General features: G+C 64.1%; 13 protein-coding genes. 2 read left to right on the top strand and 11 right to left on the bottom strand.

Features of this window, described 5'->3' with window-relative positions; genetic code table 11:
• Nucleotides 1–152 precede the first annotated feature (152 nt).
• The 11 genes from AB4Z43_RS19055 to AB4Z43_RS19105 all read right to left on the bottom strand — a co-directional run bounded on the left by AB4Z43_RS19055 (nucleotide 153) and on the right by AB4Z43_RS19105 (nucleotide 11,367).
• Nucleotides 153–1,397: a Zn-dependent hydrolase gene (locus tag AB4Z43_RS19055; protein WP_019857124.1), complete on the bottom strand. Its 1,245-nt coding sequence runs from the start codon at nucleotides 1,395–1,397 to the stop codon at nucleotides 153–155.
• A complete protein-coding gene (locus AB4Z43_RS19060) occupies nucleotides 1,394–2,239 on the bottom strand; it encodes a BtpA/SgcQ family protein (RefSeq protein ID WP_019857125.1) in 846 nt (281 codons plus the stop codon). The genes AB4Z43_RS19055 and AB4Z43_RS19060 overlap by 4 nt, the downstream gene beginning before the upstream one ends.
• The gene (locus AB4Z43_RS19065; protein ID WP_202360353.1) at nucleotides 2,236–3,147 is read right to left on the bottom strand and encodes a ribokinase; all 912 of its coding nucleotides are present in this window, start codon (nucleotides 3,145–3,147) and stop codon (nucleotides 2,236–2,238) included. Before AB4Z43_RS19065 ends, AB4Z43_RS19060 begins: the two co-directional genes overlap by 4 nt.
• A 2-nt stretch (nucleotides 3,148–3,149) precedes the next feature.
• Entirely contained in the window at nucleotides 3,150–3,920 is a 771-nt protein-coding gene (locus tag AB4Z43_RS19070) for a glutamine amidotransferase (protein WP_038645574.1), read from the bottom strand.
• Between the two features lie 33 nt (nucleotides 3,921–3,953).
• Nucleotides 3,954–5,042: a phosphotriesterase family protein gene (locus AB4Z43_RS19075; RefSeq protein ID WP_441938726.1), complete on the bottom strand. Its 1,089-nt coding sequence runs from the start codon at nucleotides 5,040–5,042 to the stop codon at nucleotides 3,954–3,956.
• A gap of 1 nt (nucleotide 5,043) precedes the next feature.
• Entirely contained in the window at nucleotides 5,044–6,057 is a 1,014-nt protein-coding gene (locus AB4Z43_RS19080; protein ID WP_064982915.1) for an ABC transporter permease, read from the bottom strand.
• Complete coding sequence (locus AB4Z43_RS19085) at nucleotides 6,054–6,854, bottom strand: ATP-binding cassette domain-containing protein (protein ID WP_019857131.1); 801 nt, start codon at nucleotides 6,852–6,854, stop codon at nucleotides 6,054–6,056. Before AB4Z43_RS19085 ends, AB4Z43_RS19080 begins: the two co-directional genes overlap by 4 nt.
• Before the next feature lie 92 nt (nucleotides 6,855–6,946).
• Nucleotides 6,947–7,888 (bottom strand): ABC transporter substrate-binding protein, encoded by a 942-nt coding sequence (locus AB4Z43_RS19090; RefSeq protein WP_019857132.1) that lies wholly within the window; start codon nucleotides 7,886–7,888, stop codon nucleotides 6,947–6,949.
• A gap of 141 nt (nucleotides 7,889–8,029) precedes the next feature.
• The gene (locus tag AB4Z43_RS19095) at nucleotides 8,030–8,647 is read right to left on the bottom strand and encodes a cupin domain-containing protein (RefSeq protein ID WP_019857133.1); all 618 of its coding nucleotides are present in this window, start codon (nucleotides 8,645–8,647) and stop codon (nucleotides 8,030–8,032) included.
• Nucleotides 8,648–8,807: 160 nt separating this feature from the next.
• Complete coding sequence (locus AB4Z43_RS19100; RefSeq protein WP_010915034.1) at nucleotides 8,808–9,740, bottom strand: dimethylarginine dimethylaminohydrolase family protein; 933 nt, start codon at nucleotides 9,738–9,740, stop codon at nucleotides 8,808–8,810.
• A gap of 40 nt (nucleotides 9,741–9,780) precedes the next feature.
• Entirely contained in the window at nucleotides 9,781–11,367 is a 1,587-nt protein-coding gene (locus AB4Z43_RS19105) for an amidohydrolase (RefSeq protein ID WP_441938727.1), read from the bottom strand.
• A 75-nt stretch (nucleotides 11,368–11,442) separates the two neighbouring features.
• On the opposite strand from AB4Z43_RS19105, the gene AB4Z43_RS19110 reads away from it, so the two are divergent.
• Both AB4Z43_RS19110 and AB4Z43_RS19115 read left to right on the top strand, forming a co-directional pair.
• Nucleotides 11,443–12,330: a LysR substrate-binding domain-containing protein gene (locus tag AB4Z43_RS19110; RefSeq protein ID WP_019857136.1), complete on the top strand. Its 888-nt coding sequence runs from the start codon at nucleotides 11,443–11,445 to the stop codon at nucleotides 12,328–12,330.
• 136 nt (nucleotides 12,331–12,466) lie between these two features.
• Nucleotides 12,467–13,561 carry an ABC transporter ATP-binding protein gene (locus AB4Z43_RS19115; protein WP_010915037.1) on the top strand — a complete coding sequence of 365 codons (1,095 nt, stop codon included), beginning with the start codon at nucleotides 12,467–12,469 and terminating at the stop codon, nucleotides 13,559–13,561.
• The last annotated feature ends 1 nt before the right edge of the window (nucleotide 13,562 follow it).

Here is a 13,562-nt window from a genome sequence, read left to right on the forward strand (position 1 = left end):
TTTATGGGTGCCCACAAGGGCTGCGAGGACACAGCTGCAAGGTTTGTCGACGAGGGGGCAGGGACAACCATCATTGGCGACGGTCGCCACCTCGAAACCGCGTTTGGTCGGCTGACTGCGATCAGCCTGTCAGAGACGGGTGCCATGAATGGTCATCGCGGCGAGGCGGCCATGATGGCCGTCCGCAGCAGAACGCGTGCGCCGGTCACTGCGTCGGCAGGTTCCACATACTCCGCCTCGTTGTGGCTAAGCCCGTCACGGCATGGCACGAAGATCATTGCGGCAGGCGCGACGCGGGCGAGAAACAGCGCATCATGGAACGCGCCCGATATCATCTGCTTGTGCGGAAGCCCCAGGGAATTGACGGCCTCCTCGACGAGGTTGACCATATCGGGCGAGAAGGCCGCCCCGGGCATGTCGAACGATCGCTTGATCATTGCCGTGCAATGCTGGGCCTCTGCTTCCGCCGCGCAGACCTGGCGGACCTCGGTCTCTATGACATCGAGCTGCTCTGCCAGCGGATGCCTGATATCGACGGTGAAGGCCACCGATTGCGGTATGGCGTTGATCGATCCCGGCCTGGCGGCGATCCGGCCCACCGTCAGCCGCGCGCTGCTGTCGAGCGGCATGATTGTCGTCTGCAGCCTGTGGATCGCGGCAATCGCTGCGACCATCGGATCCCTGCGGTAGGCAAGGTCTGTCGTGCCCGCATGACCGGCAGTGCCCTGGGTCGTGACTTCCAGCCAGCGCGTGCCCTGGACGGCGGTCACGACACCGATCGGCAACTGCTCCTTTTCCAGCGATGGCCCCTGTTCGATGTGGAGCTCGATATAGCCTGATATCGGTATGCCGGTTGGACGGAGGGCAGCCTCCGGCAAGGCGGTGATCGTCGCGACCAGCTCAGCCGCGAGGAGCGCACCGTCGGCGCCGACAACGGATTTCCACGTAGCGGCATCCGCGCCTGTGAAAGCCATGGAGCCCATGACGCCCGGCGCGAAGCGGCTGCCTTCTTCATTGGCCCAGGCGACGACCTCGACCGGCATTCGGGTTTCAGCCTGTGCGTCCTCCAGCGCTTCGAGCACCTCGAAGGCGCAAAGCGTGCCGAGCGCACCGTCGAAGCGGCCGCCTGTCGGCTGGCTGTCGAGATGGCTGCCGATCAGGAGCGGTGGCAGCGTGGCATCCGTACCCTCGCGGCGAATGAAGAGGTTCGCGATACCGTCCTGAAAGACCGTGAAGCCACGCTCCAGCGCCAGCTCAGCCAGGAGGCGCCGGGCCCTGCGATCCTCGACGCTGAACGCCTGCCGGTTGACACCGCCGGCTGGTGTCGCCCCGATCCCAGCGAAAGCATCAAGCCGCCCGAGCAGTCTGTCGCCGTCGATCCGAGGCGTCAAACTCATCGCTTGAGGCCGCTGATGAAGGCCTTCACCCGCAGCGGATCGACTTGATTCCACCAGACGCCATCATGTTTCAGCGAGCTGGCCACGATGACGCCGTCGACAATGTCGAGAATGTCGTTGGCATTTTCGGGCGTCACGCCGCTGCCGACAAGCGTCGGCAACCCGGCGGCCTGCTTGATCATCCTGATATAGCCGAGGTCGGCGGCGTGGCCGGTGCGCTGACCGGTGGCGATCACCGCATCGGCATCGAAGAACACCAGGTCCTTGACCTGTTCCTCGACCGGCCGGTCGCCGACGATCGCATGGGCGCCATGCTTGACATGGGCATCGGCGAAGATGCGGATGCCGTTGGCGCGAAGCCTGGCACGGAAGCGCATGGCGCGCGCCGCCTCGCCTTCGATAAAGCCCTCATTGGCGACATAGGCGTTCGCCCACTGATTGACGCGCACGAAGGAGGCACCCGAGGCGCTGGCGATCGACAGCGCGGGGATGGAGGCATTGGCGAGCACATTGATGCCGATCGGCCGGCCGAGTTCCCTGCGGATGCGGTCGGAGACGACGGACATGTAAGCGGAGGTCTCTGGGCCGATATCGTCCGGCTTGGCGAAGGGCACGTCGCCATGGTTTTCGACGATCACGCCGTCGCAACCGCCATCGAGATAGGCTTTGGCATCGTCGAGGCCGCGCTGGTAGATGGTCTCGACCGCCTCGCCATCGTAGCGCGGCGCGCCCGGCAAGGGCGCCAGATGAACGACGCCGATGACCACTTTCTTTCGGCCGAAGATCGACTGCAGCGCGTCGACGCCCTGCTTGGAGCCGATGGAGTTGGGGGATTTTGTCATGCGGTTTCCGCTTCCGTCGTTTCCATGAGTATCTTCATCTCCTGCCTGTCGGGGCAGGAGCCGAGCGTGCCGGGGCGACCGACCGAAATGGCCGCGGCTCGTACCGCGATCCGCGCGGCCGCGGCGAGGCTGATGCCAGCCGCAAGGCAGCCTGCGAGGCAGCCGCAAAAGACATCGCCCGCGCCGCTGGTGTCCACCACGTCCACTTTGGGCGCCGCGAACCGGTCGATCCGTCCTTCGCGGTCGGCAACCAGGCAGCCGGCCGCACCAAGCGTCACGATCGCGCTGTCGGCGCCTTGACGGATCAATTCGCGGGCCGCCGCGGCTGCATCGCCGGTTCCGGTCAGTTGCTCTGCTTCGCCTGCGTTGACGACAGCGAGGCGCACGGCGTCCATACACGGTGTCGAACCCACCGCAAGCGGACTTGGATTGAGGATCGTCATGGCGCCCGCGCTGCGCGCCGCTTGCAGGCAGGCTGTCGTTACATCGGGAGGAAGATTGCCTTGCATCACCGCAATGTCGCCGCGTTCGATCGACGTCGCGAAACCGCCGTCGGCCAGCGGATCGAAGGCGGCGGCGCAGCTGGCGCCGGTGACGATGAGGTTTTCGCCCCGCACATCGACGATGATCGTCGACCGGTCGCTGGGTAGTGCCAGCATCGTCAGATGGCTGGCGTCGAGGTCGCGGCTCAACTGTTCCCGTATCCAAAGGCCGGCGGCGTCGTCGCCGATCGCCGCGTGGAAGCGGACATCGGCTCCGGTGCGGGCGGCGGCCACCGCCTGGTTCGCCCCTTTGCCGCCAAGTCCGTCAATATGACTGGACGCGTTCAACGTCTCGCCCGGCCGCGGAAAGCGGCCCAGCTGAAACGTCGTATCGACGCAGACATTGCCGACGACATGGACGCGCATGGCTAATCCCTGGCTGTCGCCCAGCCCAGCATCTGTTCGAAGAGTGTCTTGTAGCCATTCCAGGCGATGAAGCCCGGCGGCAGCCAGTGTGGCCCGACATCCGATGTCCAGGCGACGGTGCGGCCCTTGCCATATTTGCCGGTCACCAGCAGGGGCATGGAACGGTAGTCGGAAGACACGGTGGCGAGGACTTCGGCGCCCTCCTTGACCGTGACCTCGTTGAAGCCGAGCAGGATCGGCCAATCCTTGCCCAGGCCCTTCAAGATTGGATGGCTCTGAGGGCCGACAACGACCGGCGCATAGCCCTCGGGCACCTCGACGCGATCGTCCACCGGCAGGCAGGTCACCGGCAGAACGTCCTCGACCGGCGTCTTGTGGTAGCGTGCGCCGCCGTTGATGCCCTGGAAGCTGTAGTAGCCGCCGAACATCAGGAGGCCGCCGCCATTGCCGACATAGTCGCGCAGCAGCCGCAGCCGGTTCGGCGTCGGCTTGGAGTGGACCCAGGTGTCGGGGTGAAGCAACAGCGTATTGGCGCCAAGGTCGGAAAGCACCACGGCGTCATAGGCCGAAAGCGTCTCCATGGTCTGGGGAAAATTCCGCTGCGCTTCGTGCGCGGGCATGAAGGTGACGTCGAACGGACCATCCTTCAGCGCCGCCAGCAGTTCATCGGCGCCGGTGTGATAGGTCACGGTCGGAAACTGGTCGAAGCCCTTGATGTGGGTCGCGGTCGAGACCCAGGACTCGCCGGCGAGAAGAACTTTCTTCCTGGACATGTAAACTCCCTGTTTTTTGCTGTGGCCGGCGGTTCAGAGGCTCGCGGCGAACACGGTCTTTGGGTTGTCGACGAGCATGCGGTCGATTGCCGATTGCTCGACACCATGGCGTTTCAGCCTTGGCACGAAATGTTTGAGGATGAAGCCGTAGCCGAAGCCGCCGAAGCGCGTCAGCATGATCTTCAGGAAGACGTCCTGCGACAGCAGGATCCTGTCGACCAGCCCCATGTCGATCAACGAACGGATCGCCTGCGCGTTCTGCTCGTCGGAAGGCGATTGCGCATCCTGGTCGGCATAATAGAAATCCATGCCGATCATGTCGTATTCCAGGAAGGCGCCACGCGCAGCGAGGCTTCTCTGGTAGGCAAGATCATTATGGCTCGGATTCATATGGCAGAGGACAGTGTGTCTGAGATCTGCGCCTTCCGCCTCGACCACGTCTAGCACGTCATGCGCCAGCCGTTCCCAGCCGGGCAGATGGATGGTCAGCGGGACGCCGGTGATCCTGGCCGCGCGCGCTGAAGCCCGCAGCGACTTGCGTTCCTCTTCGGTGAAATCCTTGCTGACGCCGACCTCGCCGATGATGCCGGCCATGATCTCGGGCTGCGTCGGGCCGCCGCCGACATCGTTGACGAGAAATTCTGTGACGGCGTCGACGTCCATCGCCTTCAGCCAGTCGGGATGGGTGTGCTGCAGATAGAAGCCCGTGCCCATGACGATGCGCAATCCGGAGGCGCGGGCAATACGCGCCAGCTTCACCGGATCGCGGCCGATGCCGATATTGGTCGCGTCGACAACCGTATGGCCGCCAAGCGCCCGGTACCTGGCGAGCTCGGAAAGCGCCAGGTCGCTGTTGTCGAGCGAGACATTGTCGCGATTCATGTAGGGGTTCATCCGCAATTCGCCGATGATCTCCATGCTGACCGGCTGCTGGGCGATCTTCCGGTCGTCGGGATGGCAGGGGCATTTCCAGGATGTCGAACCATCGAGCAGGATATGTTCGTGCATCAGCGTCACGCCCATGTCGGCGATCGCGGCCGGGCCGGCAACGGTCATCACGGTGCCGGAGCGAACACCGATCGGCACCCTTTGCCTTGGCGTGTTGTCGAACAAATGATCCATGTCAGCGGCTCCGCGTCGCGCCCTTGAACAGGCGGAAATTCAGCCAGATGGCAACGAGGATGATTGTGCCGGTGACGATCGGCGTCAGGAAGGGCGACATGTGCGCCAGGATCAGGCCGTTGCCGATGACAGCGACGGTCAATGCGCCGAGCACGGTGCCGATGATCGTACCGCGCCCGCCGAACAGGCTGGTGCCGCCAAGCACCACGGCGGCGATGACATCGAGCTCGAAGCCCTGGCCGGAATTGGACGAGCCGGAGCCCAGCCGCGCGGCCAGAATGACGCCGGCCGACGCTGCCGCCATGCCCGACAGGACATAGACGAAGAGCGTCATGAAGCGCGTATCGACACCGGCGCGGCGCACAGCCTCGGCGTTGGCCCCGATGCCGGTCACATAGCGGCCGAACGGCGTCTGGTTGAAGGCGAGATAGGCGATGGCCAGGACGACAAGGGCGAGCAATGCGGGTACCGGCACACCGAGGAACCAGGCCCTGCCGATGTTGACGAAGAAGCTCGTCGGCTCGACCGGGATCGAATAGCCGCCGGTGATCAGCAGCGCCACGCCACGGATGACCGAGAGCCCGGCAAGGGTGACGATGAAGGCCGGGATGCGCTCATAGGCGATGAAGAAACCCTGCAAGGCGCCGATCGCCGCGCCAAGCGCCAGCATGCCGACAACGACCAGCGGCCATGGCAGGCCGGCCTGCAGCGCAACGGCCGAAAGTGTCGCCGTCAGCGCCAGCACGGACCCAACCGAAAGATCGATGCCTCCGGTGGTTATGACGAAGGTCATCGCCGCCGCCACGATCAGCAGCGGCGCCGATTGGCGCACGATGTTGAGCAGATTGGGCGTCGTCAGGAAGGAACCGGTGACCAGCGAGAAGACCACGCAGACGACGATGAAGAACAGCGCGATGGAGACGACGCTGCCATTGGCTAGCGCCCCATCCTTCCAGGTGCTGTTGTGGGCACGTTTGGGCGGCGAGGCGCCGACACCGGCGGAGGTGACGTTCATGGCTGTACCCCCTCGTCGCGGCTGGCGCGCGCCGAGCGCGCGGTGAATTTCCGGCCGACGATCAGGTTGACGACCTCCTCGATGCTGGTGTCGCCGATCCTGCGTTCGGCGACGTTTCGGCCCTCATACATGACCTGGATGCGGTCGCAGACCAGGAACAGGTCTTGCAGCCGGTGCGTGATGAGAATGACGCTGACGCCGCGGGCGCTGACGGCGCGGATGAGGTCCAGCACCGCCTCGACTTCCGCCACCGCAAGGGCGGCTGTCGGTTCGTCCATGATCAGCACCGATGGATCGAAGGAGGCGGCGCGGCCGATAGCGATCGACTGGCGCTGGCCGCCGGACAGGTTCTCGACCTTGAGCCTGGTGTCGGCGATGACGATGCCGAGCCGGTCGAGCATCTCGCGCGTCTGGTCATGCATGCGTCTGTTGTCGAGAAAGGGGAGGCCGAGTACGTGGCGGCGAGGCTCGCGGCCAAGGAAGAGATTGCCCGCCACATCCACCGTGTCGCAGAGCGAAAGGTCTTGGTAGACCATCTCCACCCGTGCGGCGCGGGCATCGGCCGGCGAGGAAAAGGACACGGCCTTGCCATCGATCTCGATCGTGCCGGAATCCGGAATGACCGCTCCGGACAGAACCTTGCTCAAGGTGGATTTGCCGGCGCCATTGTCGCCGACCAGGCCAAGCACCTCGCCAGGTTTCAGGTTCAGCGAAACATCATCCAGCGTCTGGATAGGCCCGTATCGTTTGGAAATACCGGTCATCCTGACGCGGTAGGTCTCGCCATCGCTCATCATGGTTCCAGTTCTCAATGCGGCATGTTCAAACGGTCGCCGGGCTGCGCAACGACCACAAAGTCAATGCGCGGCCCGGCGGTCTGGGGAGGATCTTACTTGAACATGTCCTTGAACTGGCCGACATTTTCCTTGGTCACGATGGTGATCGGAACATTGATGATCGGATCGATCTTCTCGCCCTTCTTGAGCTTGCCGAAGGCTTCGATGGCAGCCTTGCCTTCACCGGCCGGATCCTGCTGGACGACGGCGATTACCCAGCCCTCTTCGAGGCCTTGCACCGCGGACTTGGTGAGATCCCAGCCGAACACTTTGACGTCGCCGGTACGGCCCTGGCTGGTGACGGCCGAAACGGCGCCGAGCAGGGCCGGCTCGCCGGTCGCATAAAGCGTCGTCATGTCGGCATTGGCCGTCATCAGGTTTTCGGAGGCCGACAGCGCCACGTCCTGCACGTTCTGGCCATCGACCGTGTCGAGGAAGGTCACCTTCTGGCCGCTCTCGGTGACAGCCTTCTTGAAGCCGTCCAGGCGCTGGTTCTGGATGAACGAATTAAGCGCGCCGACAACGCCGATCTTGGCGGTTCCGTTCAGCTTGGTCTTGACGTAGTCGGCGTAGAACTTGCCGATATCCTCGCCGGCCTTGGTGTTGTCGACGCCGACGAAGGCGACATTGTCGCCATTCGGAATCTGCGCGTCGATGGCAATCACCGGAATACCGGCGGCCTTGGCCGCGGTGATCGCGGGCTTCACGCCGTTGACATCGATGGCGACGAGAATGATGCCGTCGACTTTCTGGGTGATGTAGTTCTCGATCGCGTCGTTTTGCGCGCTCGGCACATTGTTGGCGTTGAAGATGACGAGGTCGACGCCGGCGGCCTTTGCCGCGGCCTTGGCACCGTCGTTGATCTGGTTGAAGAACAGGGCTTGCTGGTTGATGGTGACCAGCGCATAGGTTTCGGCCATGGCCGAGGCGGAGCCAAGCGCGAGGGTCATGGCGATGGCTGCGGCGCAGCCTGAAAGGATCTTGATAAGACGCATTCCGGTTCCCCTTGGTTTTGCGGAAAAGGCCCTTGATCGGGCTCATCTGGCGCTGAGCGCAGACGCATAATTCAAGATACTTGATTTCTTGTCAAGTGACTTGAATTAGCGTCGGCGAAAGGAGAAAGGGGGCTGGCCAGATCAGAATGTCGCCGGCGTATTCACCCAGAAAATGCTGGCGCGTTCGTCGCCGACATTGCGGTACCAGTGCGGCAGTTCCGAGTTGAAAACGAAGGAATCGCCAGCGGTCAGGCGAAACGTCTTTTCACCGACCATCAGTTCGATGGCGCCTTCCAGGAGATAGCCGACTTCCTCACCGGCATGCTGGATCGGGCCGGCGCTTTCTCCGCCCGCCTCGATATGATGGATATTGCACTGCAGAAGGTGGCCCGGCGAATAGGGAATGACGCGCTCCAGCGATATGCCTTCGCCGCGCCTGAGCGGATCGAGCGCGATCAACGGCCGTGCTCCGGCGCGAAAGACGATGCCTTCCTCGCCATCGGCTTCCTCGAACATCCAGCCGATGTTGGTGCCGAGCACCTCGACCAGCCGGTGAAGCATGGGCAGCGAGGGTGAGACCTTGCCGTTCTCGACCTTGGAAAGCAGGCTTTCGGAGCAGTTGGCTGCGGCGGCTAGCGCCTTCAAGGTCAGGCCACGCGTCTGCCGGGAGAGCTTCAACCTTGTGCCGAGCCGTAACAGGCTGGTGGCGGTAGAGCGCTCGTCGCCGCCCTTGCTGTTGTGGGTATCGATCTTGTTCATTGGGGGGCGCGAACATCTCCGCTGGTCGGGCTGACTCGTAAAACCGATCCCGGGCGTTGTCCATCCTTGCGAAAAACGGACGATGCATCGGATCGAGCCTAGAACCCGTCCAGGGCAGTCTCCGCGCCCGCCGTATAATACCGGCGGGGCGGTGATCTTCTTACGCGGCTTCGCGCTTCAAGGCCTGCGCCATGCAGTGGATGCCGCCGCCGGTCTTGGAGATTTCGCTCATGTCGACGGCCGCGACCTCGAAGCCACGCGCCTTGAGCTGGCCGATCAACGTCTGGCTAGAGGTCGGTGCGATGACCCTGTCCTTGCCGAGCGACATGAAGTTGCAGCCGAGCGCCATCGTGTCCTGGAAGGGGACATCGATGATCTCGTGACCCTTGCCCTTCAGCCAGTCGACGATGCCGGGTTCGGTGCAGGCTAAGCAGACCGCTGTGAGCTTTTCGGCGATCGGCACCACCATCAGGTCGATATGGACATAGTACTCGTCGATGAAGGCGATGCGGGTTTCCCAGCCCTCCTTCTCGAACCAGGCCTGCACCTGGCGGGCGCCTTCTTCCTGCGTGCGGGCGCCGCCGCAGCCGATCAGCACCACGCCGTCCTCGATGACGTTGAAGTCGCCGCCCTCGAAGGTGCCTGCCGTGACCATGTCGTAGATCGGGATGCCGAGCTTCTCGTAGGTGCGGATGGCGGCATAGTTTTCGCCGCGCCGCCACCAATTGGCCATGGCGGTGATGATGGCGCCGTAAGGCGTCATGACGCTGGAATCGCGGGAATAGACCTGCATCGGCAGTTCCGGCGTCGGCTCGTGCCAGTGGATGTTGACGCCGAAATGCTCATAGGCGGCGACCAGGTCCTTGTGCTGCGCCTGCGCGATCTGGACGTTGCAGGGCGCCTCGCGCAGATGCTTGCGCGACAGCGAGCTGGTCGACAGATGCCGCAGGAAATTCGGCGACCCCAGCAGCACGTCGGTCAGCACGTCGGTTTCGTTGGCGAAGCCCCATGATGTCAGCGGCTTGGTGCCGCCGGCCGGGTTGCGGCGCTGCAGCGAAAACGGCTCGGCGACGATGCGGTCATGAACGGTCATGCGGTTCTCCTCGTGGGCTTGTTCTCAAGAGTTGGTCGGGTCATGCGCTGTTCGGGATCCACCAGTCGCGGCCGCGCACCGTGGTGACATATTCCGGCCAGCGGAAGTTGATCGGCGGTTCGTAGTCGCAGAGCGGCGCGATCCAGTTAGTGCCGCCAATGCCGCCGCCGGTGCGGGTGACGAACTCGTCCATCGCCGCATCGCGGGCTTTTTCGTCCTCGAGCAGGCGCAGCGCCGCCAGCGCGACCGTCTTGGCCGCACAGGCAACCATCGGGTCGATGGTGGCGGAAATGCCGCCCAGCGCATTCATCACCCAAGAGGGATAGGTATGGCCATTCGTCGAGCGCAGCGCCGGACGGGCGACGTAAAAGCGCGAGGTCGGCGCGTGCCAGCTCATGTCGGTGTAGTCGTCAGAGGTTGAATTCACCTGCGAGGGCGGCAGGTCGCGGCGCAGGATCGCTTCCGCCTCCTGTGGTGCGATCAACCGCTCCAACTCGTCGATGAACGGGTTCTCGGTCGCGGTACCACCGGCATTGACTTGGATTTCGCGCCCGATCGCCCTGGCGGCCTCGTCCCAGCGGGGCGGCCCGACCGTCGATAGCGCCTCATAGGCAATCCCGGCCATGGCATGATTGGCCAAGCCGGGCCGCGACTTCGACACCCAGTGGCGCTCGTAACGGCAGCCGCTGATCGCGGCCGCCGCCGCCGCGTTGCGGTCGAGCACGGCTGTCACCTGCTCGGCCATGCCAATGGTCGGCACGCGGATCATGTACTGGATTTCTGCCAGCCCCGCCGGCAGATTATCGGCGGTCGCCTGGCCGGCTGTCAGGATCGCCTCGCTGACCGACCAGCCGCCCTGGTGCGGCAGCATGGAATCGCGCAGCGCCTTGGAAGCCATGTACATCGTCATCAGCGCGTCGTTGGCGCCGGGGGCGCGGACCGCCGAATGCGCCTGCGGGATCGGTGCGCCGTCGCCTGCGCGAACCCAGTTTTCGGGTTCGTCGCACACAAAGCGGTAGATCATGGCGTAGGCTGCCCCACAATGCGTGTCCCAGCGCGCCGTATTGCAGAGTGGCAGCATGTAGAAAGGGTGGAACGAGATCATGCCGGCAAGGCCGTCATAATAACCCTTGGCCGCATGGATCGGTTTCGATCCGCGCACCTTTTCAGCCGGCTCGCCGGTAAAGCGCAACGTGCCTGGGATGCCGTGGTGTTGCATCGCCGCCTTGGTGGCCAGCAGGCCGCCGAGGCTTGCCATGCCCAACCCCGAATGCGGATCGGTGTGGCCGCCGGCCTCGACGCCAAGGCCGGGCCGCGGTTGCTTCACCGTCACCGCATCCTGGCAGTTGCCGGGCACGGCATCATATTCGGCATACAGGCCGATCGTCGGTCCGGCGCCATTCGTCCAGTGGGCGCAGAGGGCGGTCGGCATGCCGCCGGAACCTTCCTCGACGGTAAAGCCTTCCCGCTTCAGTCGCTCCACATACCATGCGGCCGACTGGTATTCGCGCCAGGCGGTCTCGCCGAAATCGAAGATGGTGCGCGTCCACGCCGACAGCAGCGGCTGGATGCCGTCGAGGCAGGCAAGGGCGGTCTCTTGCGCCGATGTCGTCACCGGTTTGTCCATGCATCAAAGAAAGCAGTGAAGCGGCTCGCCAAAAAGTGATATGTTTTCCCGGTTCATGCAAATTCGGTTCACCTCTTGAGAATTCCATCCACGCAGGCGCTGCGCGCCCTCGACAGTTTCGCCCGGCATGGCAGCGTCTGGCGTGCCGCCGACGAACTGCACCTCACCCGCAGCGCTGTGAGCCACCAGTTGCGGTTGTTGGAGCGCGATCTCGGCTTCGATCTGCTGCAGCGCATCGGCAAGGGGGTGGCGCTGACGCCGCGCGGCCAGCGCTACGCCGCCGATGTCAGGAAGGCGCTGACCGTGCTCGGCGACGCGGGAGCGCAGACGAACGGCGCCGGCGTCGGCGGCTCTTTCGCCATTTCCTGCCCGCCAGGCTTCGCCTCCATGTTCCTGTGCACCCATATCGGCGAGTTCCAGCAGATGTACCCTGACGTGGCGCTCTCGGTGCTGACGCCGCGCCGGCTCGATGACGTCTCGAACCCGGACGCCGACGCCTTCATCGCCTTCGGCGTCGGCAACTGGCCGAACCGGGCGGTGGAGCTGCTCTGCGAAGTCCACTTCACGCCGCTCTGCAGCCCGACATTGCTCAACAAGGTCGGCGGCTTTTCCAAACCGGCGGACGTGCTGCGCGCCAACCTTCTGCATCTCTCCGACACCGAGGACTGGGCGCGCTGGCTGGCGCTGTCCAAGGTGGAAAACCCGGATACCGAAGGCGGCATCTTCTTTTCCGACATGAACCTCGTCTTTTCGGCGGCGGTCGCCGGCCAGGGAATTGCCATGGGCGACGAGCTGACCGGCCGGCGGGCGCTGAGCGAAGGCCGGCTGGTCAAGCCGTTTGAAGCTTCCGTGCCCTCGCCACGCTCCTATTTCCTGGTCTTCGAGCATGCCAAGGCCAGTCATCCCGTGCTCAACGCCTTCAGCGACTGGCTCAGGGCGAAGCTGTCGGAGAGCCGACTCTAATCTCCCCCGGAGGGGAAGATTAGACGCGTCCCAACTGCCAGACGTGAATCAAATTTGCCGATCAGGCGAAAACTATTCGGTTGCGGTGAGCCGCCAGCCTGCCTACGATTTCACCTGGGACTGAGGAAGAGGCAGGATGCAGCAACCCGGCCGGGCCGCAGAGATCAAGGCAATCGGAATCGGCAAGAGCTTCGGCTCGTTCCGTGCGTTGGACAATCTGTCGCTCAATATCGGCCGCGGCGAGTTCCTGACGCTGCTCGGCCCTTCTGGTTCGGGCAAGACCACCTTCCTGATGATCCTGGCCGGCTTCGTCCAGCCGACCGAAGGCAAGCTTTTCAGCGACGGCACCGACATCACCGACCGCCCGGCCGAGCAGCGCGCCGCCGGCATGGTGTTCCAGGGCTATGCGCTGTTCCCTCATATGAGCGTCGAGGCCAACATCGCCTTCCCGCTCAAGGTGCGCAAGAAATCGGCCGCAGACATCAAAAAGCGCGTCGGCGAGATGATCGAGCGCGTCGGCCTGATCGGCCATGAGAAGAAACTGCCCTCGCAGCTCTCCGGCGGCCAGCAGCAGCGCGTCGCGCTGGCCCGCGCACTGGTGTTCGAGCCGGGCGTGCTGCTGCTCGACGAGCCGTTCTCGGCTCTGGACAAGAGCCTGCGCGGCCAGATGCAGGCCGAGATGAAGCGCCTGCACCAGGAAACCGGCACCACTTTCGTCTTCGTCACCCACGACCAGAGCGAGGCGCTGGCGCTGTCCTCGCGCGTCGCCATCTTCAACCACGGCAAATTGCTGCAGGTCGGTGCGCCGGACGAAGTCTACGACCGGCCGGATAACCGCTTCGTCGCCGAATTCCTCGGCGAGATCAACATGCTGCCGCTTAAGGGGGTCAAGCCCGCCGACAATGGCTCGACGGGCCTTTGCGAGGACCGCGCGGTCAATATGCACTGCAAGGCTGAAAAGGTCCGTGGTGACGCCATCCTGGCGATCCGGCCCGAGCACATGTCGATCGCGCGCGAAGCGGCCGCCGGCGAAAACGGCATTGCGGCGACCGCCATCGCCTCCACCTATCTGGGTGCCGCCACCAAGCTCGATCTGACCACACGCCAGGGCGCGAAGGTGACCGTCTCGGTGCCGAACGAGGTCGCCGCCGCAGCACTCAGCAAAGGCAATTCCGTCTGGCTGACCTGGCCGGCGGAAAAGGGTTTCCTCCTTCCGGACGGAGGACAATGAG

Origin of the sequence: Mesorhizobium sp. 2RAF45 (assembly GCF_052115225.1) — a bacterium.
In the GTDB taxonomy this organism is placed as follows: domain Bacteria; phylum Pseudomonadota; class Alphaproteobacteria; order Rhizobiales; family Rhizobiaceae; genus Mesorhizobium; species Mesorhizobium jarvisii.